Source organism: Roseomonas haemaphysalidis (genome assembly GCF_017355405.1).
GTDB classification, from domain to species: Bacteria; Pseudomonadota; Alphaproteobacteria; order Acetobacterales; family Acetobacteraceae; genus Pseudoroseomonas; species Pseudoroseomonas haemaphysalidis.
Genome location: NZ_CP061177.1, coordinates 1,305,212 through 1,326,920, shown reverse-complemented (window position 1 = coordinate 1,326,920; position 21,709 = coordinate 1,305,212). Strand labels below are relative to the sequence as shown.

The window sequence follows — 21,709 nt, the reverse complement described above, 5'->3', positions numbered from 1 at the left end:
CCGGCGGCGTGTCGCGCGTGGGCGCGGGCACCTCGGGCGGCGGCACCGGCTGCGGCGGCGGGCCGCGCACGGGCATTTCGGCCGGCGGCGGCGCGGCGGGGGCGGGTTGCGGCGGCCTGGCCCAGTCCGGCGGGATCGGCTGCCAGCCGGGCGGCGGCGCGCCGGGCGCGGGCGGCGTGGCGGGGGGCGGCGCCGGCTGTTCCGGCGGGGCGGGCGGCGCCTCGGGGGATGGTGCCGGCGGCGGGGCTTCCGGCGGGGCGGCGGGCGCCGGCCGCGGGGGTGCCGGGGCCGGCACCTCGGCCGGCATCTCGGCCGGAACCCCGCCCGGCGCGTCCGGCACGGCATCCGACCGGGTGTCGGCCGGCGCGGCGGGGGTGGCGTCCGGCCGGGGCGGCGGTGCCGCGGGCGCCGGCGCGGGGCTGCGGGTGTCGGCGGGCGCCGGGGCGGTTTCGGCGGGGTGCGATTCGGCCGGCGGCGGCGGCGGCTCGGGCTTCGCCTCGGGCTCGGGCTCGGGCGGGCGGCCGGTCAGCTTGGCCCAGATGTCGCGCAGCGCCACCGTCAGGCCGCCTCGGCCAGGAGGCCGCGCGCGTCGGCGCCGGTCACCCGCGCGCGCAGCACCTGCCCGCGCGCGCCGGCGGGCGCCGCCAAACGGACCGGGCAGAAGTGTTCGGTGTGGCCCCGGTCGGGATGTTCCAGCAACACGGCTTCCTCCTCGCCCATCCGGGCAGCGTAGAATTGTTGGGCGCGCTCGGCGCCAGCGGCCCGCAGCCGGGCCGCGCGTTCCCGCCGCACGGCCATGGGCAGCTGCGGCATGCGCGCGGCCGGGGTGCCCGGGCGGGCCGAGTATGGAAAGACGTGCAGGAACTGCAGCCCGGCCTCCCCCACCAGATCCAGGGTGGCGGCGAACTCGGCCTCGCCCTCGGTGGGAAAGCCGGCGATCAGGTCGGCGCCCAGCGCGATGCCGGGGCGCAGCCGCCGGGCGCGGGCGGCGACCGCCAGGGCATCGGCCCGGGAATGGCGGCGCTTCATGCGCTTGAGCAGCAGGTCATGGCCGTGCTGCAGCGACAGGTGCAGGTGCGGCATCAGCCGCGGCTCGTTGCCGAGCAGCCGCCACAGGTCGTCGTCGATCGCCGCCGGGTCGATGGAGGACAGGCGCAGGCGCGGCAGCTCCGGCACCAGAGCCAGCAGGCGGCGGGCCATCTGGCCCAGCGTCGGCGCGCCCGGCAGGTCGGGGCCGTAGGAGGCGATGTCCACGCCGGTCAGCACCACCTCCTGGCAGCCGGCTTCCAGCGCCGCGCGCACCTGCGCCACCACCGCGCCCACCGGCGCCGAGCGGGACGGGCCGCGGCCATAGGGGATGACGCAAAAGGTGCAGCGGTGGTTGCAGCCCTGCTGCACCTCGATCAAGGCCCGCGCGCGGTTGGCGAAATCCGCCACCGGATAGGCCGCCACGCCGCGCGCGGCCATGATGTCGGACACCGGCGCGGGGGCGGCGTCCAGCGCCCAGGCCTCGGGCTTCAGCTTGTCCGCGTTGCCGATCACGCGCGCCACGCCGGGCAGCGCGCTCCAGCGGGCGGGCGCGATCTGCGCGGCGCAGCCGGTCACCACCACGGACACGCCCGGCCGTTCCCGCGCCAGGCGGCGGATGGCCTGGGCGGCCTGCTTCTCGGCCTCGGCCGTGACGGCGCAGGTGTTGACCAGCACGGTGCCGGCATGGCCGGCGCCGACCGCGAGCTCCCGCATGGCGCCGCTTTCATAGGCGTTCAGGCGGCAGCCGAAGGACAGGACCTCGACGCTCATGCGACGCCCAGCGCCGCCCAGTCCAGCGCGCCCAGAAAGCTGGTGGTGGCGGGGCCGGCCATCAGCACGTGGCCGTCCAGCCGCCATTCCAGCTGCAGGGTGCCGCCCGGCAGGTCGATGCGCGCGCGGCGGCCGCACAGGCCCCGGCGGTGGGCATTGACCAGCGTGGCGCAGGCGCCGGAGCCGCAGGCCAGTGTCACCCCCGCGCCGCGTTCCCACAGCCCGAGGCGGATGTGGTCCGTGTCGATCACCTGGGCGAAGCCGATGTTGGCGCGTTCCGGCAGCAGCGGGTGGTGTTCCGCCGCGCGGCCCAGCGCCGGCCAGTCGATGCGGTCGAGGTCGCCCACGAAGAAGGTCAGGTGCGGGTTGCCCATGGAGCAGGCGGCGGGGTCGGACACCGGCCCGAGGTCGATGGGCACGTGCGCGGTGTCCACCGCGCGGGCCAGGGGCACGTCCCGCCAGTCCAGGCTGGGCGGGCCCATGTCGGCGCGGATGGTGCCGTCGGGCAGCCTTTCGCAGGGCAGCTCGCCGCGCAGGGTGCGGACCGTCACCTGTTCGCGCCCGGTTTCCGCCATCAGCAGCTGGGCGACGCAGCGGGTGGCGTTGCCGCAGGCCCCGGCCTCGGAGCCGTCGGGGTTGAGGATGCGCATGAACACGTCGGCGCCCGGGCCGGTGGGCTCCAGCACGATGAACTGGTCGCAGCCGATGCCGCGGTGCCGGTCGGCCACCGCCGCCGCGCGGGCGGGGGAAACGCCGAGCGGCCCCAGGGTTTCCGGCTTGCGGGCATCGACCACCACGAAGTCGTTGCCGAGGCCGTGCATCTTGCGGAACGGAATCATGGGGTGGGATATGCGGCGGAACGGCCCACAAATGAAGAGACCGCCCGGTGAAAGCGCCGGGCGAAAGCGCGTCGGGTCCGCCGCTACGGGCGCGGGCGGGCGCCGAACCGCTGCGCCAGAATGCCGCCCAGGATGACCAGCGCGGCGCCCAGCAGCGCGAGGGGGGCCGGCGCCGCGTGCCCCACCACGGCGTCCAGCAGCATGGCCCACAGCAGCCCGGTGAACTGCCAGGGCGCCAGGCGCGAGGCCTCGCCCCGCCGCAGGGCGGCCGCGATGCAGGCCAGGGCGGCGGTCTGCACGGCCGTGACCAGCAGCGCCAGCGCGGCGGCGGGCGGGCTGACGGGCTGCCAGCCGGCCACCACCGGCACGGCCAGCGCCACGGACCCCACCAGCGCGACCTGCAGCACGGTGTCGGTGGTGGTGGCGACGGCGCGCAGGCGGCGGACCAGGATCTGATAGGTCGCATAGGTCAGCGCGGCCGCGAAGGCGGCGGCGATGCCGGCCAGTCCCGCCTCCCCGCCCGGGCGGACGATCAGCAGCATGCCGGCGAAGCCCACGAGGGTGCCGAGCACGCGCCCGGCCGACAGCCGCTCGCGCAGCAACAGCCCGCCCAGCACCGCCAGCAGCAGCGGCGCCGTGAAGCCGAGGGCGGAGGCGGCGGTGACGGACAGCAGCGAATAGGCCAGCACCGCCAGGGCGTTGGAGATGACCAGCGCCGCCGCCGCCGCCCGCTGTTCCCACGCCCGGGCGGGGTGCAGCAGCCGGGACGGCGACACGCGGCTGCCCGGCCAGGCGGCGAGCGCGATGCCGGCGGCGAGGATGATGGCGCAGCGCAGAAAGGTGACCTGCAGCGGGCTCAGCCCGTGCCGCGTGACCAAGTCGCGCGACATGGCGTAGCCCAGCACGTAGAGCAGCCCCGCCAGCACCGTGAGCCCGATGGCGGCGGTCGCATTGCTGGGGTGTTCCCCGGTGTCCGGCGCGCTCAAGCGATCCTCCGCGCCCGTCCGGGGCCGTTTCGCGGAGCATCGCCCCGGTTCGGCGCGCTGTCACCCCCGGGGCGGCGGATTCAACGGTTGTGGCTGCGCCGCTCTGCGTCTATACGCCGCGCTCTTCCCCGCGCGTCCGGGCCTGTAGGGCATGCCCGGCCGTGGTTTCGTGTCCGCCGTCTGGCGGGCGCCCCCGTTTCAGGAGATCGAAATGCCCAAGATGAAGACGAAGTCGAGCGTCAAGAAGCGCTTCCGGCTGACGGCCACGGGCCTGGTCAAGGCTGGCGCCGGCAACAAGCGCCACATGCTGACCGCCAAGACCAACAAGATGAAGCGCCAGAATCGTGGCTCTTTCATCATGGACAAGCAGGACGGCGACACTGTGAAGCAGTGGATGCCCTACGGCTCGGCGCGTTAAGGAGGCCTGACCCATGGCACGTGTTAAGCGCGGCGTTACCGCCCACGCCCGTCACAAGAAGATCCTCAAGCTCGCCAAGGGCTATGTGGGCCGTTCCTCCACCGCCTACCGCCCCGCGCTGGAGCGGGTCGAGAAGGCGCTGCAGTACGCCTACCGCGACCGCCGCAACAAGAAGCGCGACTTCCGGGGCCTCTGGATCCAGCGCATCAATGCCGCGACCCGCGAGCATGGCCTGACCTATTCGAAGTTCATCGCCGGCATCAAGGCGGCGAACATCGAGATCGACCGCAAGATGCTGGCCGCCATCGCCTTCGATGACGCCGCCTCCTTTGCCGCCCTGGTCGAGAAGGCCAAGGCGGCGCTGCCGGCCAAGGCCGCAGCGTAATCCCCGCACCCGGAAACGGGTGCCGAGAATGGAGCCGCCGCCGTCCGGGCACCCGGGCGTCCGGCGGCTTTTTTCGTTTCAGGGCGGAAGCACCATGTCGGACGACCTTTCAAAGCTGCAGACTGAAACCGAGGCCGCGCTCGCCGCCGCCCCCGACCTCCGCGCGCTGGACGCCGTGCGGGTCGCGACGCTGGGCAAGAGCGGCGCGCTGACCGCGCTGCTGAAGGGCCTCGGCGCCGTGCCGCCGGAGGAGCGCAAGGCGCGCGGCGCCGCGGTGAATGCCGTCAAGGGCGTGCTGGAAGCGGCGATCGAGCAGCGCCGCGCCACGCTGGAAGGCGCCGCCCTGCAGGCGCGGCTGCTGGCCGAGCGGCTGGACGTGTCGCTGCCCCCCCGCCCCTTTCCGCCCGCCGGCGCCGATGCCGGCGCCATCCACCCCATCGCCCGCACGGTCGAGGAGCTGACGGCGATCTTCGGCGCCATGGGCTTTGCGGTGGCGGAGGGGCCGGACATCGAGGCCGACTGGTTTAACTTCGGCGCGCTGAACATCCCCGACCACCACCCGGCGCGGCAGGACCACGACACCTTCTATGTGCCCGCCGGCGCGGACGGGAAGCGCCCGGTGCTGCGCACCCACACCAGCCCCGTGCAGATCCGCACCATGATCACGCAAGAGCCGCCGATCCGCGTGATCGTGCCCGGCCGCACCTGGCGCGCCGACCACGACGCGACGCACAGCCCGATGTTCCACCAGGTGGAGGGGCTGCTGATCGACCGCGGCATCACGCTGGGCCACCTGAAGGGCTGCCTGATCGACTTCCTGCGCGCCTTCTTCGACATCTCCGACCTGCCGGTGCGCTTCCGCTCGTCGTACTTCCCGTTCACCGAGCCTTCCATGGAAGTGGACATCGGCTGGAACCGCAGGACGGGCGAGTTGGGCAAGGGCAGCGACTGGCTGGAAATCCTGGGCAGCGGCATGGTGCACCCGCGCGTGCTGGCCAATTGCGGCATCGACCCGCGCGAGTTCCAGGGCTTCGCCTTTGGCATGGGCATCGAGCGGATCACCATGCTCAAGCACGGCATCCCCGACCTGCGCCCCTTCTACGAGAGCGACGTGCGCTGGCTGCGCCACTACGGCACCAGCCCGCTGTCCCCCGCCACCCTGGCCGAAGGGGTCTGAGACCATGAAGTTTTCCCTGAGCTGGCTGAAGCGGCACCTCGAGACCGAGGCGACGCTCGCGCAGATCCTCGACTGCCTGAACACCATCGGCCTGGAAGTGGAGGGCGTGGAGGACCGCGCTGCGGCGCTCGCCGCCTTCCGCATCGCCCACGTGCTGGACGCCGTGCAGCACCCCGAGGCCGACCGGCTGCGCGTGTGCACCGTCGATGCGGGCGACGGCGCGGCCCCGCGCACCATCGTCTGCGGCGCGCCCAACGCGCGGGCTGGCATGAAGACCGTGCTGGGCCTGCCCGGCGCCGTGGTGCCCGCCAACGGCATGGTGCTGAAGGTCGGCAAGATCCGCGGCGTGGAAAGCCAGGGGATGATGTGCTCGTCCCGCGAGCTGGGACTCGGCGAGGAGCATGACGGCATCATGGACCTGCCGGCCGACGCGCCGGTGGGCATGCCCTACGCCGCCTGGGCCGGGCTGGACGACCCCGTCGTCGAGATCAGCGTCACCCCCAACCGGGGCGACGCGCTGGCGGTGCGCGGCGTGGCGCGAGACCTGGCGGCCGCCGGCCTCGGCACGCTGAAGCCGCTGGAGCACGCGCCGGTGGCGGAGGCCTATCCCTCGCCGCTGCGCTGGACGGTGGAGAACCCGGCGGACTGCCCCTGGGTGCTGGGGCGCGCCGTGCGCGGCGTGCGGAACGGCCCCTCCCCCCAGTGGCTGCAGGACAAGCTGTCCGCCATCGGGCTGCGGCCGATCAACGCGCTGGTCGACGTGACCAACTGGTTCACCTACGACCTCGGCCGCCCGCTGCACGTCTTCGACGTCAAGAAGGTGGCGGGCGACACGCTGGGCATCCGGCGCGGGCGCGAAGGCGAGAGCTACCTGGCGCTGAACGGCAAGACCGTGTCCGTGACGCCGGAGGACATCGTCATCGCCGACAGCGAGGCCGTGGAATCGCTGGCCGGCATCATGGGTGGCGAGCATTCGGGCTCGGATGCCGGCACCACCGAGGTGTTCATCGAGGCCGCGCTGTTCGACCCCGTGCGCATCGCGCTGTCCGGCCGCCGGCATGAGCTGCGCTCCGACGCCCGCGCCCGCTTCGAGCGCGGCGTGGACCCGGCGCTGCCGCCCCTGGCGTTGGACGCCGCCACCGCCATGATCATCGAGCTTTGCGGCGGCGAGGCCTCCACCGTCGCTTCCGCCGGCGCCGAGCCGGACTGGCGCCGCACCGCCCACCTGCGATTCGAGCGCATCGCCGGCCTCGGCGGCTCCGCCATCACGCCGGACCAGGCGGTGGAAGGGCTGGAGCGGCTCGGCTTCGCCGTCGAGGCGCGCGACGAGGCGGGCGTCACGGTGGCCGTGCCGCCCTGGCGCAACGACATCGCGGCGCCCGACGCCATTCTGGCGCAGAACCCGGAACTGCCCGCCGAGCGCGCCCGCAAGGCCGCCGAGGGCTGCGCCGTGATCGAGCCGGAATGCGACCTGCTGGAGGAGGTGCTGCGCCTGCGCGGGCTGGACGCCGTGCCGCCCGTGTCGCTGCCCGTGTCCTCCCCCGTGCCGCGCGCCAGCCTTTCGCCGCGCCAGTCGCGCGCCGTACTGGCGCGGCGCGTGCTGGCGTCGCGCGGCATGCTGGACTGCGTGTCCTTCGGCTTCATGGACGGGCGCGTGGCGGCACTGTTCGGCGACACGCCGGCCGCGCTGCGGGTGGAAAACCCCATCGCCGCCGACCTGGACCAGATGCGCCCGACGCCGCTGGCCAGCCTCGCCACCGCCGCCGCGCGCAACGCCGCGCGCGGCTTCGCGGAGGTGGCGCTGTTCGAGGTGGGCGCCGCCTACCGCGACGCCTCGCCCACCGGGCAGCTCGCTGTCGCGGCCGGGATTCGCACCGGCCACACCCCGCGCCACTGGGACACCCCCGCCCGCGCGGTGGATGCCATGGATGCCAAGGGCGACGCCCTGGCCGTGCTGGCCGCGCTCGGCGTGCCCATGGCCGCCGTGACGGTGACGGCCGACGCCCCGGGCTTCTTCCACCCCGGCCGCTCCGGCGTGGTGCGCCAGGGCCCCAAGGTGGTGCTGGCCACCTTCGGCGAGCTGCACCCCGAGCTGCGCGCGACGCTGGACCTCGACGGCCCGGCCGTGGGGTTCGAGGTGTTCCTGGACGCCATCCCCGACCCCAAGAAGCGCCGCAAGCCGGCGCCGGAGCTGTCGGCCTTCCAGCCGCTGAAGCGCGACTTCGCGTTCCTGGTGGATGCCTCCGTGCCGGCGGAGAATTTGGTGCGCGCGGCGCGCGGCGCCGAACGCACGCTGATCACCGACGTGGCGCTGTTCGACCGCTTCGCGGGCGAGAAGCTGCCGGAGGGCAAGGTGTCGCTGGCGCTGGAAGTGACGCTGCAGCCGCGCGAAGCCAGCCTGACGGAAGCCGAGATCGAGGCGGTCGGCGCCAAGGTGGTGGCGGCGGTGGCTAAGGCGACGGGAGCGACCCTGCGCGGGTGACGGGCCGTAGCCAGGGGGCGCTGCCCCCTGGACCCCCGCCGGGGTGGCTGAGCCACCCCGGACCCCGGCATCTCCGGCTTTTGCCGGACCTGCGCGCCGGGGGTTTGAGAACCCCCGGCGACTGATGGGCCGGGTCCTGCTGCTTCTTTTATAAAATTTCCCCGCCTGCGGCTGGCGCCGTGCCAGCCCGGAAAGCCCGAATCGCTTTCTGCTGGCGGGGTCTGGGGTGGCACTGCCACCCCAGCGGGGGTCCAGGGGGCGGCGCCCCCTGGCCGCGCCCTCAGCGCTTCGGCGTTCCCGCCTCCCCCAGGTCCCACCACAGCCCCGCGAAGGCGGCGATGCCTTCCCGCGCCGGCGCGATCATCAGGTGTTCGTCCGGCCCGTGCTGCTTGCAGCCGTTGTAGCTGTGCGGCACCCAGACCAGCGGCACGTGCAGGTGGTCCATGAACACGTCGCCCGGCAGGCCGCCGCTGCTGTTGGGGATGATCTGCACGCGCTGGCCGAGGGTCTTCTCCATGCTGGCCTGCGCCCAGCGCACCCAGGGGTGGTCGGGCGCGGTGCGGCTGGCGGGCATGCGCAGGCCGGCCTTCTCGATCTGCACCGCCTGCAGACCGTGCTGGTCCAGGTGGCGGCGCAGGGCGGGCTCGAAGGTGTCGGGGTCGGTGTCCACGGTGTAGCGGATCTGGCAGTGGGCCACGGCGCTGGGGGCCACGGCGTTGACCGGGTTGGCCGGCACGCCGCTGGTCATGGCCAGCACGATGAAGCTGTTCCAGCCGTAGATCTTCTCGGCCGCGGTCAGTCCCGGCTCGCCCCAGGCGGGGTCGATCGTGGCGGCCGCGCCGCCGCCGCCCACCGGGCAGCCGTCCAGCACGGCGCGCACCGCTTCCGGCACGCCGCCGGTGCCGCCGCCGGGCAGCCAGTCGCGCACCAGGATCTGGCCTTCGCGGCTCATGATGGTGGTCAGGGCGTGGGCCAGGATGATGGCGGGGTCGGTGGTCAGGCCGCCCCAGTGGCCGGAATGCACGCCGCCCGGGCGCAGCCGCACCGCCAGGTCGAAGTGGAAGGTACCGCGCGTGCCGGAGGCGATGGTGGGCAGCCCCGGCTCCACGCGCGGGCCGTCGGAGCCGATCAGCGCGTCGGCGGCCAGTTCCTCGGCATGGGCGGCGACGAAGTCGCGCAGGCCGGTGCTGCCGCGCTCCTCGGACATTTCCAGCACCAGCTTGACGTTGGCGCCGAGCTTGCCGCCGCGCGCGGCCAGCACCGCTTCCAGCGCCGCCAGGTTCAGGGCGTGCTGGCCCTTGTTGTCGGCGGTGCCGCGGCCATACCAGCGGCCGTCGCGCTCCGTCAGCGTCCAGGGGGCGAGGCCCTCGGACCATTGCGCGTCCAGCCCCGCCACCGTGTCGCCGTGCCCGTAGAGTAGGGCGGTGGGCAGGCCTGGGTCCTCGATGCGGTGGGCGGACAGGATGGGGCCGAAGCCGGGACGCGGGTTGTCGTGCAGCGTGGACTGGAACCCCAGGCGGTCCAGCCAGGGCAGGATGGCCTCGGACAGGTAGGTGTCCAGCGCCGCGCGGTGCTGTGGCTCCTGCGAGGTGGAGGGAATGGCCACCAGCCGCGTCAGCAGGTCCTTGAAGCCCCCGTCGTCGAAGAAGCGCCGCGCCCGTTCCACGGCGCCGGCGCGCCCGTCCTGCTCAACCATGCCATTCTCCCGGCCCGGCGGGGGCAAGGGGCCCCCGCAACTCTGGGCCGCAGCATGGGCGGCGGGACGGCGGGCGTCGAGGGGGGGAGCCCCTAGCGGGTGCGCACCGGGCCGCCGCCGCCACCCCCGCCGCCGCCGGCGAGGCTGGAGCCCAGCAGCGCCGCCGCCGCCGCCGGCAGCAAGATGCCGACCATGGGCCCCGCCAGCCCCGGCCCGGGGGCGAGCTGCACCGGCGCCGCGGGCTCGGCCACCGCCATGCCGCGCGGCGGCGCCACCAGGCGCGGCGCGGCCTGCCCGCGCGGGGCGACCACCACGCCGGCGCCGGCCGGCACCGCCACGCTGCGGAGCTGTGCCGCCGCCGGCAGGGGCCAGGCCAGCGGCAGCAGCAGCAGGGCGGCGAGCGGGCGGCGGCGCGAGGGGGCGGGGTCAGCGGGCATCGGACGGCAACTCCATCGGCGCGGCGGGCGGCGGGCGGGTGGCGGAAAAGGCGGGCAAGGTCAGGCAGGCGGCCTCGGCCGCCAGCAGCCGCGGAAAGGTCAGGGAGCAGCCCAGCTCCCGCGCCAGGTGGAGCTGGGGCACCAGGCAGATGTCGGCCATGGTCGGCACGGCACCGAAGCAGAAAGGCCCGTCGGCGCTGCTGAGCAGGGCCTCGCAGGCTTCCAGCCCCTCGTCCAGCGAATGGCGCACCCAGCCGCGGATCTGCGCGTCCGACAGGCCGAGCCCGGCCAGCCGGCGCAGCACGCGCCCGGTCTGCATGGGGTGCACGTCGCAGGCGATGGCAAAGGCGAAGCCGCGCACGCGCGCGCGCCCGGCGAGGTCCGGCGGCAGGAGCGGCGGCGTGGGCCAGCGCTCTTCCAGCCATTCCACGATGGCCAGCGACTGGTGAAAGGTGTTGCCGTCATCGGTGGTGATCGCGGGCGCGGCGCCGAGCGGCGCCACGGGCCAATAGGTGTCCAGCCCCGGGCGGTCGGGCGTGGCCGGCGGCAGGCCGTGCTCCGCCTGAAGCCCCTTCAGTGCAAGGGCGATCCGCACCCGCCAAGTCGCGGACCCGCGGACATAGCCGTGCAACCGCATCGCTTTCCCTTCCTGCTCTCGGTTATGTGATCGATGGCCGAAACCACGTCAAGCAAATCCGTTGTCCGGCCGAAACCAGCGAGGGGCGGCATTTTCGACCACAACATGGCGAAAATGCCGTTGCGTCTGCCGCAGAACCGGCCAATTCCGGCTTGGCCGCAGCAGGACCCCGCCGCCATGGACCAGACCGACCACCGCATTCTGCGCGCTCTGGCGCGCAACGGGCGCCTGACCAACGCCGAGCTGGCGGAGGCGGTGGGCCTGTCGCCTTCCCCCTGCTGGACGCGGGTGCGCCGGCTGGAAAGCGCCGGGGTGATCAAGGGCTACGTGGCGCTGCTGGACCAGGCGGCGCTGGGCCTGCCGGACACGGTGTTCGTGGAGGTCATGATGGAAAAGCATGACGAGGAGGCGCTGAGCCGCTTCGAGCAGGCGGTGAACGGCATGCCGGAAATTCTGGAATGCCACCTGACAACAGGGGAATACGACTACCTGATCAAGGCCGCCGTCAGCGGCACCGCCGGTTACGAGGCCCTGTTGCGGGACAAGCTGTACCGCCTGCCAGGGGTGCGCCACACGCGCAGCGCCTTTACCCTGCGCTGCCTGAAGCGGAACCTGTCACCGGTGCCATGACGGCGGCGTTGCGCCGCCAGAGGCGCCGCCCCTGGACCCCGCCGGGGTGGCTGAGCCACCCCGGACCCCGGCAGATGCGGCTTTTGCCCGACCCGCGCGCCGAGGGTTCGTGCCGCCCGACGACTGACAGGCCGGGGCTGGCGACTTTTCACGATAAAAATTTCACCAGCGGCCGCCTTCGGCCTGAAAGCCGGCTGCTTTCTCATGGCGGGGCCTGGGGTGGCCCTGCCACCCCAGCGGGGGTCCAGAGGGCGGCGCCCCCTGGCCCGCCCTGTCAGTCGATCAGATACCGTTCCGTCAGGTGCGCCGTGAAATCCGCCGGGTCCAGCGGCTTGGCGGTGGCCGCCCGCAACAGGTCCTGGAAGCCGAGCCGCGCCCCCTGCCCATGCACCTTGAGGCGCAGCCAGTCGCGCAGCGGCGTGAAGTCGCCGTGTTCCAGCGCGTGGTCCAGCCCCGGCAGGCTGGCGCGGGCGGCGCGCATCAGCTGGGCGGCGGCCATGGCGCCCAGGGTGTAGGAAGGGAAGTAGCCGAAGGCGCCGTCGTACCAGTGGATGTCCTGCAGGCAGCCGCGCCGGTCATCGGGCGGGGAAAGGCCCAGCAGGCGCTGGAAGCCCTCGTTCCAGGCCCCGGGCAGGTCGGCCACCGCCAGCTTGCCCTCGATCAGGGCGCGTTCCAGGCGGAAGCGCAGGATCACGTGGGCAGGGTAGGTCAGCTCGTCGGCGTCCACGCGGATGAAGCCGCGTTCCACCCGACGCCACAGCCCGGCCAAGTTGGCGGGGGTGTAGGGCGCGGGGTCGCCGCCGAAGGTGGCGTGCAGGCGGGGGCCGGCGAAGCGCAGAAAGGCGTTGGAGCGGCAGGCCTGCATCTCGATGATCAGGCTTTGCGATTCATGCGCGGCCATGCCGGCGGCTTCGCCCACCGGCTGGCGGGCGAAGGCCTCGGGCAGGCCCCGCTCGTACAGCGCGTGGCCGGTCTCGTGCAGCACGCCGAGCAGCGCCTGGGCGACGCTGGCGGTGTCGTAGCGGGTGGTGATGCGCACGTCGGTGGGCGTGCCGCCGCAGAAGGGGTGGGTGCTTTCGTCCAGCCGCGCGTGGGCGAAGTCGAGGCCCACGCGCTCCGCCATTTCGCGGCACAGCGCCTGCTGGGCGGGGACGGGAAAGGGGCCGGGCAGCGGCACGGGGGCCGGGCGAGCGGCCTGGATGGCCTCGGCCCGCGGCAGGGCATCGGCCAGGAAGCGCTCATAGGCGGCGAAGATGGGCTCCACGTCGGCGGCGCGGATGCCGCGCTGGAAGCTGTCCATCAGCGCGTCATAGGGCGACAGGCCCGTGGCGGCGGCGAGTGCCGCCGCGGATTCGCGCTGCAGCCGCACCACCTCGGCCAGGGCGGGGGCGACCATCGCGAAGTCCGAGCGCTCGCGCGCCACGCGCCAAAGCTGCTCGCAAGCGGCGTTGGCGCGGGCGCTGGCTTCCACCAGCGCCACGGGCAGCGCGGTGGCGCGGCGGTGGGCGGCGCGCATCAGGGCCAGGTTGGCGCTGTCCCAGTCGCCGGCGGCCTCCGCTTCCGCGAGGTCGGCCGCGACCTCGGGCGCCGTCAGCAGCTCATGCGCCAAGCCGGACAGGGTGGCGAGCTGCTCGCCGCGCGCGGCGCCGCCGCCCGGGGGCATCACCGCCGCGGCGTCCCAGTGCAGCATGCCCTGCGCCTCGCCCAGGGTGGCGATGCGGGCGAAGCGGGCCTTCAGGCGGTCATAAGCGCTCATGCGGGTTCCTTCAGGCGGATGCGGGCCCAGGCGATGAAGACACCCAGCGCGGCGAGCGCCAGGCCGTACCAGGTGATGGCGTAGCCGAGGTGGCTGTTGGGCGGCTCCGGCAGGTGCTGCGCCGGCTGCGGCAGGGCGGTGCCGACCGGCCCCAGGGCGACCAGCCCGAAGGGTGCCAGCCCCGGCTCGCCGATGGCGGGGCCGATGGCGGCGGGGTCGAAGCTGTAGAAGCGACGCTTCGCGGGGTCGTCGGTGGCGCTCATGCTGCCGGCCGGCTCGGCGGGGCGGGTGTAGCCCTCCACCCGCACCACGCCGTCGGGGCGGGCGATGGCGCCGCCATCCAGCGGCACCCAGCCGCGGTTGACCAGCAGCGGGGCGGCGCCGTCGCGCTCCAGCGGAGTCAGCAGGTGCGTGCCCAGCACGGCGCCGCGCACCTCCACGCCCAGCGTCGCCTCGCGGTCATGGCGGAAGCGGCCTTCGGCGAAGACCTTGCGATAAGGCTCCGGCTCGCCGGACAGCGGCGCGGCGGGACCGGCCTCGGCGGCGGCGAACTGGGCCAGCAGGGCGGTTTTCCACTGCAGGCGCTGCACCTGCCAGGTGCCGAGCCCGACCAGCACCACCAGCACGGGGATGAGGCACAGGATGGGGAGGAGCAGCCGGCGCCAGGGGGACGTCATGACTGTGGCTGTAGCAGAAGGGCGGGGGAAAGAATTCCCCCGGGCCCCCATCTTTTTTCTGTCTGTCGGCGTGGGCGGGAGGCGGGGCGCCTGGGGCAGGTTCTTTTATGGAAACCGGCACCGGTGTGGCGGTGGCGCTACCGCGGAGGCGGGGCGCGGAGCAGGGGCAAAATCGGAAGAAAGATGGGGGGGCCGGGGGGAATTCGTTCCCCCCGGCCTTGTTCGGTCAGTGGACCGCGATCTCGCCCACGCCCAGCAGGTAGACGGCGACGAACAGGAACAGCCAGACGACGTCCACGAAGTGCCAGTACCAGGCGGCGGCCTCGAAGCCGAAGTGGCGCTCGGGCGTGAAGTCGCCGCGGCGGGCGCGCAGCCAGCAGACCGCCAGGAAGATGGTGCCGACGATCACGTGGAAGCCGTGGAAGCCGGTGGCCATGAAGAAGACGGAGGGATAGATGCCGCCGCCGTGGAAGGCGAAGGGCGCCTCGGCATACTCGTAGAACTGGAAGCCGGAGAAGGAGAGGCCGAGCAGCACGGTCAGGCCCAGGCCCTGCAGCATGCCCTTGCGGTCGCCCTCGATCAGCGCGTGGTGCGCCCAGGTGACCGTGCAGCCCGACAGCAGCAGGATCATGGTGTTGAGCAGCGGCAGGCCGAGCGGGTCGAAGGTGTGCACGCCGGCGGGCGGCCAGATGGCCTTGGCGGCGCCGGCCACGTGCTCGGGGTACAGGTAGAAGTGGAAGTAGGCCCAGAAGAAGGCCACGAAGAACATCACCTCGGAGGCGATGAACAGCACCATGCCGTAGCGCAGGCCGATGCGGACGATGGGGTTGTGCACGCCCGGCATCCGCGATTCGCGGATGATGTCGCGGAACCAGAAGAACATCGAGGCCAGGATGCCGAGCACGCCGACGCCGAGCACCCAGTGGATGTTCTTCTGCGCGAACAGGATGATGCCGAACACCATCAGCCCGGCGGACAGCGAGGCGATCATCGGCCAGGGGCTGGGGTCTACCAGGTGGTAGGGGTGCTTGTTGTGGTTGGCGGGGGCCGCCGTCACGTTGCTGCTGGCCATCGGACTTCCTGGACTCGGATCAAGCAAGGGTTGGGCGGGGTCGGGCAGTGCCCCGGCCGTGGTCGGCGGGACCGATGCCGAGCATCAATCCCGAAAAACGGGCGCGGATCAAGCGGGCCGCCGGTGCCTTGAGCGCGGCGGGCATCAGGGCGTCGCCGTGTGCTGCGTGCCGGGGCGGATCAACTCCGTGCGCTTGCCCACGTGCTCGCCGGCCTTGGCCAGCGCGCCGGCGCGCTCGGCATCGGCCAGCGTGCGGAAATAGGTGTAGCTGATGGTGATGGTGTTGATGCCGCGGGTGTTGGGGTCCTCGGCGATCTTGGGGTCCACCCAGTAGGCGATGGGCATCTCCACCTGCTGGCCGGGGGCGAGCGTCTGCTCGTCAAAGCAGAAGCAGGCGACCTTGTGGAAATACGGCCCCGCGACCTCGGGCGTCACGTTGTAGGTGGCGATGCCGGTGACCGGCGTCTCCGCCCGGTTGCGGGCGGTGTAGAAGGCCATGCCTTCCTCGCCCAGCGCCAGCTGCGAAGGGCCCTGGCCGGCGGCGAAGTCCCACGGCAGGCCCGGGTTGGTGTTGGCATTGAAGCGCACCGTGATGCGCTTGTCGGTGGCCCCGGGCGCCACGCCGCCGATCATGGGCGTGCCGTTGTAGCCGGTGACGGCGCAGAAGATGGCGTAAAGCGGCACCGAGGCGAAGGCGAGCCCGACCATGGAGGCGGCAACGCCGCCGAAGATCAGGCCGAGGCGCCGGTTGCGGCGGGAAAGCTGCGGGTCCTGCATGCCGTCAGCCCACCGTCAGCCGCGCCATGGCGATCATATAGAACAGCGCCACCAGGGCCAGCAGGGCCGCCAGCATGGCGTAGTTGCGGCCGCGGCGGCGGCGGTGAAAGGCGGCCAGCTCCTCGGGCGTCATGCGCCGAACACCAGCACGTCGGCGGCCAGCGCCGTGAACAGCGCGAACAGGTAGAGGATGCTGTAGCGGAAGCCGGCGCGCGCGGGGGCGTCGTTGCTCAGGCTGACGCCGCTCTCGTCCTGCGCGTCCCGCTTCACGCGCCACATCACGTACAGGAAGTAGGCGCCGAGCACGCCGGCGGCGGCGGCATAGGCCGGACCCGCCATGCCGATGGCGACGGGCAGCAGGCTGACCGGCACCAGCAGCAGCGAATACCACCAGATCTGCCGGCGGGTCGCCTTGGCGCCGGCCACCACGGGCAGCATGGGCACGCCGGCGCGCTGGTAGTCGCCCGAGGCGTAGAGCGACAGCGCCCAGAAGTGCGGCGGCGTCCAGACGAAGATGATGGCGAACATCACCAGCGCCTCGACCGACAGCGACCCGGTGACGGCGGCCCAGCCGATCACCGGCGGAAAGGCGCCGGCGGCGCCGCCGATGACGATGTTCTGCGGCGTGCGGCGCTTCAGCCACATGGTGTAGACGAAGACATAGAAGCCGATGCTGGCGGCCAGCACGGCGCCCGCCACCGGGTTGACGGCCAGCCCCATGACCATGGTGGAGGCCACGGCCAGCACCACGCCGAAGGACAGCGCCGCCTCCGGCCGGATGCGCCCGGCCGGGATGGGGCGCGACGCGGTGCGGCGCATCACCGCGTCGATGTCACGGTCGTACCACATGTTGATGGCACCCGCGGCACCGGCGCCGATAGCAATGCACAGGATGGCGGTGAGCGCCAGCACCGGGTGGATGGAGCCCGGCGCCACCAGCAGGCCGACGATGCCCGAGAACACCACCAGCGTCATGACGCGCGGCTTCAGCAGCGCGAGCCAGTCGCGCGCCTCGCTCAGGTCCAGCTGCAGGTCGTCGGACGTGGCGAGGGGGGCGTGAGCCCCCCCCATCTGGATGCCGTTCCGGATCGCCCCATTGCTCATGACACTGTCGCTCATGACGCCGGTCTCCATAGTGCCGTGTTGGCTGCCCGCTTAGCGGATGCGGGGCAGCTCGTCGAAGGTGTGGAACGGCGGGGGCGAGGCCACCTGCCATTCCAGGGTGGTCGCGCCCTCGCCCCAGGGGTTGGCCGGGGCCAGCTCCTTGCTCGTGAAGGTGCGGTAGCAGACGTAGAAGAAGAACAGGAAGGACGCGACCGAGATATAGGCGCCGAAGCTGGCGACCATGTTCCAGCCCGCGAAGGCCTCCGGATAGTCCGGGTAGCGGCGGGGCATGCCCTGCGCGCCCAGGAAGTGCATCGGGAAGAAGGTCAGGTTCACGCCGATGAAGGTCAGCCAGAAGTGGATCTGGCCGAGCCGCTCGGGGTACTGCTTCCCGCTCATCTTGCCGATCCAGTAGTAGAAGCCGGCATAGATGGAGAACACCGCGCCCAGCGACAGCACGTAGTGGAAGTGCGCGATCACGTAGTAGGTGTTGTGCAGGATCACGTCCACCGAGGCGTTGGACAGCTTCACGCCCGTCACGCCGCCCATGGTGAACAGGAAGATGAAGCCGATGGCGAAGAGCATCGGCGTCTTCAGGGTGATGGAGCCGCCCCACATGGTGGCGATCCAGGAGAAGATCTTGATGCCCGTGGGCACCGCGATGATCATCGTGGCGGCCATGAAGTAGGCCCGCGTGTCCACCGAGATGCCGGAGGTGAACATGTGGTGCGCCCACACCACGAAGCCCACCACGCCGATGGCGACCATGGCGTAGGCCATGCCCAGGTAGCCGAAGATCGGCTTGCGCGAGAAGGTGGCCAGCACGTGGGAGATGATGCCGAAGCCCGGCAGGATCATGATGTAGACTTCGGGGTGGCCGAAGAACCAGAACAGGTGCTGGAACAGCACCGGGTCGCCGCCGCCGGCCGGGTCGAAGAACGAGGTGCCGAAGTTGCGGTCGGTGATCAGCATGGTGATGGCGCCGCCGAGCACCGGCACGGACAGCAGCAGCAGGAAGGCGGTCACCAGCATCGCCCACACGAACAGCGGCATCTTGTGCAGCGTCATGCCGGGCGCGCGCATGTTGAAGATGGTGGTGATGAAGTTCACCGCGCCGAGGATCGAGGAGGCGCCGGCCAGGTGCAGCGCGAACAGCGCCATGTCGACGCCCATGCCCGACTGGTAGGTGCTGTTGGACAGCGGCGGGTACAGCGTCCAGCCGGTGCCGGCGCCGCCGACGAACAGGCTGCCGACGGCCAGCATCAGCGCCGGGATCAGCAGCCAGAAGCTGATGTTGTTCAGCCGCGGAAAGGCCATGTCCGGCGCGCCGATCATGATCGGCACGAAGTAGTTGCCGAAGCCGCCGATCAGCGCGGGCATGATCACGAAGAAGACCATCAGCACGCCGTGCGCGGTGACCGCCACGTTCCAGCTCTGGCCATCGGCGAAGATCTGCATGCCCGGGCTTTGCAGCTCGATCCGCATCAAGAGGCTGAGCCCGATGCCGACAAAGGAGGCCGCCACCGCGTAGAACAGGTAGAGGATGCCGATGTCTTTGTGGCTGGTGCTGTAGAACCAGCGCTTGAAGAAGCCGGGGGCGTGGTCGTGCCCGTGGCCGTGGTCGTCATGCGTGTGTGTGGCGGTCGCCATCTGTGTCCGTCCCGCTCTCGAGCCCGTCGGTCTTTGAAAGCGCCGCTCCTTAGCGGCGCAGCTCCGCCACCGTGGTGGCGCCGTCCTGTGCCACGGCGGCGACGGCGGGGGCGGCAGGGGCCACCCCGTTGTCGGCCGTGAAGCGCGTGCGGGCATCCGCCAGCCAGGCATCATACTCCGCCTGCGGCACCGCCTTCACGACAATCGGCATGAACCAGTGGTTCTGGCCGCAGATCTGGTTGCACTGGCCGTAGAAGGTGCCGGCGCGGTCCGCCTTGAACCACGTCTCCAGCGTGCGGCCGGGGATCGTGTACTTCTGCACGCCCAGGCTCGGCACGAAGAAGGAATGGATCACGTCCTGGCCCGTGGTCAGCACCCGGATGGTCTTGCCCACCGGGATCACCAGGGGGTTGTCCACTTCCAGGTTGCGCAGCTGGCCCGGCTTCAGGTCGGCTTCCGCGATGGGATAGCTGTCGAAGGCCATGTTGCCGGCGTCGGGGTAGGCGTAGTGCCAGAACCACTGCCGGCCGGTGACATTGATGGTCATGTCGGCATCCACCGCCCGGTCCTCATAGTAGATGAGGCGGAAGGACGGGATGGCAATGACAATCAGGATCAGCACCGGCACCACGGTCCAGGCCACTTCCAGCAGCGTGTGGTGGCTGGTGCGCGACGGCACGGGGTTCTTTTCCGCCCGGAAGCGCCACACCACGTAGGCCAGCAGGGCGCCCACGAAGACGGTGATGGCGACGATGATGTACATCACCAGGTCATTGAAGTCGTGGATCGCGTCCTTGACCGGGCCGGCCGAGCGCTGCAGGCCCATGGCCCAGTCGATCGGCGCGATCACCTCGGGCGAGGCGCTGGTGTTGGGCGCCGCGGCGCCGGTGGCCTGCTGCGCCAGCGCCGGGCCCGCGGCCAGCGCCAGCACGGCGGCGACCCCGGCCCGGGCCGGCAGCATGCGCAGCGCCGACATCCCCCGCATTCCCAATCCCGCCAGCCCGTCTCTCATGCGACCGTCTCTCATGCGCCCGTCCGTTCTTTGCGCGCCCCAAGGCACCTTGCGTCACAAGGCCCGGGGCGCGGCCCCCGCGGGCGCCGTTCCGAACCATGCCGCGGCACACCGTGCGCCCCGGCCGACCTCTTAGCCACCCCTGGACCACCCCTGCGAGAGGCGGCCCGGCTTCCGGCGGACCATAGTCGCCGCCCCCTGCCCCGCACAAGTGAGCGGGGTGCAACTGGGCGGCCGATAACAGGAACAAAGGGAGGATTCGCGGGCCGCCGGGGGCGGCTGGCGGAACCGCACCGAGTCGCGGCCGGGCGCCCGCCCGGCCGGCGGCGACTCAGGCGGCGGCGACGGCGGTCAGGCCGGCGGCGGCGGGCGGGCTGTTGCGCACCTGCACAAGGGTGAACAGGCCGCCCGGCTGGCAGGGCTCCACGGCGTCGAGCTGCACCGCGTCGCGGTCCAGCAGGTCGGACAGCGCGAAGTCCGGGTGCCAGCCCAGCACGCGCGACAGCGGCGCCATGGCGCGCTCCACCCACCAGCGCGGCCCGGCCTCGGCGGCGAAGTGGTTGACGAACAGCAGGTGGCCGCCCGGCCGCACCACGCGGCGCATCTCGCCGAACAGCTTGCGGGCGTCCGGCACCACGGAGGCGGTGAACATCGCCACCGCGATGTCAAAGGCGCCGTCGCGAAAGGCCATCTGCTCGGCGTCCATTTCCAGCAGCCCGTCCACGTGGGACAGGTGCTCCAGGCGCACGCGCTCCTCGGCCTTCATCAGCATCTCGCGCGACAGGTCCACGCCGGTGACGCGCTTGTCGGCGGTGTAGCGCGGCAAGGCGAGGCCGGTGCCGACGCCGACCTCCAGCACCCGGGTGCCGGGCAGGCGGTTGACCGCGGCCACCGCCTTGCGGCGGCCAAAAGCCGACACGCCGCCGAACACCGCGTCGTAGACGCCCGCCCAGCGGCGGTAGGCATCCCGCACCGAGGCGGCGTCCAGCGCCGCGCGGGGATGGTCGCGCTGGGCCTGGTCGGCCGTCGGATTACGGGAAAGCTCGGTGATGCTGGCCATATTTTGTCCTCGCGCCGGGCTTCCGCTAGCGCCTCGGGCCTTGTGGCGCAACCCCGGCGGACGCGGCGGGGGGCCGCCGGCGGGGCCGGGCACGGGGTCGGGGGGCTGTCCGCCGGGGGTTTCGGTCATGGTTTTCCGCGCCTCGCCAGGGGGCCCGCCGCCGCCGCGGCGGGGGCCGCGCGCCGCCGCCGGGCAGGCCAGGCGACCAGCACGCCGCCGCAGGCGATGATGGCGGCGCCGGACAGCGTCACGCCGTCGGGCCCCTGGCCGAACACCACGGCGGAGGCGATCAGCGCCCACAGGAGCTGCGTGTAGGCGAGCGGCGCTAGCAGGCTGGCCTGCACGCGGGAAAACGCCAGCACCAGCAGCCCGTGCCCGGCCGCCCCCAGCGCGCCCAGCGCCACCATGCCCGCCCAGCCCCAGCCGGCCGCCAGCCCGGTGCCCGTGGAGCCCGGCCACAGCCACACCCAGGGCTGCGCCACCGCCAGCAGCAGCACGCCCATGACGCCGGTGTAGAGGATGGTGACGCGCGGGTCGTCCACCGCCGCGAGCCGGCGGGTGAGGATCTGGTAGATGGCGTAGAGCACGGCGTTGCCGAGCGGCAGCAGCGTGGCCCAGTGCGGCAGCGGCCCGCCGGTGAGAAACGGCGGCCGCACCGCCACCAGCACCCCCAGCAGCCCGATGCACACGCCGAGCCAGCGCCGCCAGCCCACCTGCTCGCGCAGCCACAGCGCCGCCAGCACCACGGTGAACAGGGGCGAGGCGAAGCCGATGGCCGTGGCGTCCGCCAGCGGGATATAGGCCAGCGCGAAGACGAACAGCGTGCTGGCCAGCGCCAGGCACAGCCCGCGCGCCATCTGCAGCCAGGGCGCGCGGGACCGCCAGGGCAGCGCGCCGGTCAGCAGCCGGATGGCCAGCGCCACGAACATCACGTGGAAGACAAAGCGCATGAACACCAGCTGCAGCACGGGGAAGTGCGCCGTCAGCAGCTTGCCGGTGGTATCCATGGTGGTGAACAGCAGCAGCGCGACGAGGTTGAGCGCGATGCCGGACAGGGTGGCGGACATGTGCCGCCGATCATGCACGGCCAGCGGGCGGCGCGGCAGGGGTGGCC

General features: G+C 72.6%; 21 protein-coding genes. 5 read left to right on the top strand and 16 right to left on the bottom strand.

The genetic code is table 11. The features are described from left to right. Positions 1-558: 558 nt before the first annotated feature. The 3 genes from mtaB to IAI59_RS06045 form a co-directional block, all read right to left on the bottom strand. Complete coding sequence (mtaB, locus tag IAI59_RS06055) at positions 559-1,800, bottom strand: tRNA (N(6)-L-threonylcarbamoyladenosine(37)-C(2))-methylthiotransferase MtaB (protein ID WP_207419562.1); 1,242 nt, start codon at positions 1,798-1,800, stop codon at positions 559-561. Further along, a complete protein-coding gene (gene dapF, locus IAI59_RS06050; RefSeq protein ID WP_207419563.1) occupies positions 1,797-2,639 on the bottom strand; it encodes a diaminopimelate epimerase in 843 nt (280 codons plus the stop codon). Before dapF ends, mtaB begins: the two co-directional genes overlap by 4 nt. Positions 2,640-2,722: 83 nt before the next feature. Continuing rightward, complete coding sequence (locus IAI59_RS06045) at positions 2,723-3,625, bottom strand: EamA family transporter (protein WP_207419564.1); 903 nt, start codon at positions 3,623-3,625, stop codon at positions 2,723-2,725. 211 nt (positions 3,626-3,836) lie between these two features. Here IAI59_RS06045 and rpmI point away from each other — a divergent pair, with 211 nt between their 5' ends. The 4 genes from rpmI (at position 3,837) to pheT (ending at position 8,087) form a co-directional block, all read left to right on the top strand. Further along, positions 3,837-4,043 carry a 50S ribosomal protein L35 gene (gene rpmI, locus IAI59_RS06040; protein ID WP_207419565.1) on the top strand — a complete coding sequence of 69 codons (207 nt, stop codon included), beginning with the start codon at positions 3,837-3,839 and terminating at the stop codon, positions 4,041-4,043. A 13-nt stretch (positions 4,044-4,056) separates the two neighbouring features. Beyond that, the gene (gene rplT, locus IAI59_RS06035; RefSeq protein WP_207419566.1) at positions 4,057-4,428 is read left to right on the top strand and encodes a 50S ribosomal protein L20; all 372 of its coding nucleotides are present in this window, start codon (positions 4,057-4,059) and stop codon (positions 4,426-4,428) included. Between the two features lie 94 nt (positions 4,429-4,522). Beyond that, positions 4,523-5,605: a phenylalanine--tRNA ligase subunit alpha gene (gene pheS / locus IAI59_RS06030; RefSeq protein ID WP_207419567.1), complete on the top strand. Its 1,083-nt coding sequence runs from the start codon at positions 4,523-4,525 to the stop codon at positions 5,603-5,605. 4 nt (positions 5,606-5,609) lie between these two features. Further along, on the top strand, positions 5,610-8,087 hold the full coding sequence (gene pheT / locus IAI59_RS06025) for a phenylalanine--tRNA ligase subunit beta (protein WP_207419568.1): 2,478 nt from the start codon (positions 5,610-5,612) through the stop codon (positions 8,085-8,087). A gap of 280 nt (positions 8,088-8,367) precedes the next feature. Here pheT and IAI59_RS06020 read toward each other — a convergent pair whose 3' ends face one another. From IAI59_RS06020 to maiA, 3 genes are all read right to left on the bottom strand, one after another. Further along, positions 8,368-9,783, bottom strand: coding sequence for a M20/M25/M40 family metallo-hydrolase (locus IAI59_RS06020; RefSeq protein ID WP_207419569.1), 1,416 nt, complete (start codon positions 9,781-9,783; stop codon positions 8,368-8,370). 92 nt (positions 9,784-9,875) lie between these two features. Then, a complete protein-coding gene (locus IAI59_RS06015) occupies positions 9,876-10,220 on the bottom strand; it encodes a hypothetical protein (protein ID WP_207419570.1) in 345 nt (114 codons plus the stop codon). Beyond that, complete coding sequence (maiA, locus tag IAI59_RS06010) at positions 10,210-10,857, bottom strand: maleylacetoacetate isomerase (protein WP_207419571.1); 648 nt, start codon at positions 10,855-10,857, stop codon at positions 10,210-10,212. The genes IAI59_RS06015 and maiA overlap by 11 nt, the downstream gene beginning before the upstream one ends. A 177-nt stretch (positions 10,858-11,034) precedes the next feature. Here maiA and IAI59_RS06005 point away from each other — a divergent pair, with 177 nt between their 5' ends. Next, the gene (locus IAI59_RS06005; protein WP_207419572.1) at positions 11,035-11,487 is read left to right on the top strand and encodes an Lrp/AsnC family transcriptional regulator; all 453 of its coding nucleotides are present in this window, start codon (positions 11,035-11,037) and stop codon (positions 11,485-11,487) included. A gap of 274 nt (positions 11,488-11,761) precedes the next feature. On the opposite strand, the gene IAI59_RS06000 is transcribed toward IAI59_RS06005, so the two are convergent. The 10 genes from IAI59_RS06000 to IAI59_RS05960 form a co-directional block, all read right to left on the bottom strand. Next, positions 11,762-13,243 carry a carboxypeptidase M32 gene (locus IAI59_RS06000; protein ID WP_207419573.1) on the bottom strand — a complete coding sequence of 494 codons (1,482 nt, stop codon included), beginning with the start codon at positions 13,241-13,243 and terminating at the stop codon, positions 11,762-11,764. Further along, positions 13,240-13,920 carry an SURF1 family protein gene (locus IAI59_RS05995; RefSeq protein ID WP_207419574.1) on the bottom strand — a complete coding sequence of 227 codons (681 nt, stop codon included), beginning with the start codon at positions 13,918-13,920 and terminating at the stop codon, positions 13,240-13,242. Before IAI59_RS05995 ends, IAI59_RS06000 begins: the two co-directional genes overlap by 4 nt. Before the next feature lie 226 nt (positions 13,921-14,146). After that, positions 14,147-14,992: a cytochrome c oxidase subunit 3 gene (locus tag IAI59_RS05990; RefSeq protein ID WP_207419575.1), complete on the bottom strand. Its 846-nt coding sequence runs from the start codon at positions 14,990-14,992 to the stop codon at positions 14,147-14,149. Positions 14,993-15,136: 144 nt separating this feature from the next. Continuing rightward, on the bottom strand, positions 15,137-15,769 hold the full coding sequence (locus IAI59_RS05985) for a cytochrome c oxidase assembly protein (RefSeq protein ID WP_207419576.1): 633 nt from the start codon (positions 15,767-15,769) through the stop codon (positions 15,137-15,139). Positions 15,770-15,773: 4 nt separating this feature from the next. Further along, a complete protein-coding gene (locus IAI59_RS23320; protein ID WP_272874692.1) occupies positions 15,774-15,902 on the bottom strand; it encodes a hypothetical protein in 129 nt (42 codons plus the stop codon). After that, positions 15,899-16,873 (bottom strand): heme o synthase, encoded by a 975-nt coding sequence (locus IAI59_RS05980; RefSeq protein ID WP_408887632.1) that lies wholly within the window; start codon positions 16,871-16,873, stop codon positions 15,899-15,901. The genes IAI59_RS23320 and IAI59_RS05980 overlap by 4 nt, the downstream gene beginning before the upstream one ends. 51 nt (positions 16,874-16,924) lie before the next feature. After that, positions 16,925-18,523, bottom strand: a complete 1,599-nt coding sequence (gene ctaD, locus IAI59_RS05975) for a cytochrome c oxidase subunit I (RefSeq protein WP_207419577.1) — start codon at positions 18,521-18,523, stop codon at positions 16,925-16,927. Positions 18,524-18,572: 49 nt separating this feature from the next. Next, entirely contained in the window at positions 18,573-19,499 is a 927-nt protein-coding gene (gene coxB, locus IAI59_RS05970) for a cytochrome c oxidase subunit II (RefSeq protein ID WP_237181006.1), read from the bottom strand. A 367-nt stretch (positions 19,500-19,866) separates the two neighbouring features. Then, positions 19,867-20,595: a class I SAM-dependent methyltransferase gene (locus IAI59_RS05965; RefSeq protein ID WP_207419578.1), complete on the bottom strand. Its 729-nt coding sequence runs from the start codon at positions 20,593-20,595 to the stop codon at positions 19,867-19,869. A gap of 125 nt (positions 20,596-20,720) precedes the next feature. Further along, complete coding sequence (locus IAI59_RS05960; protein ID WP_207419579.1) at positions 20,721-21,662, bottom strand: DMT family transporter; 942 nt, start codon at positions 21,660-21,662, stop codon at positions 20,721-20,723. Between the last annotated feature and the right edge of the window lie 47 nt (positions 21,663-21,709).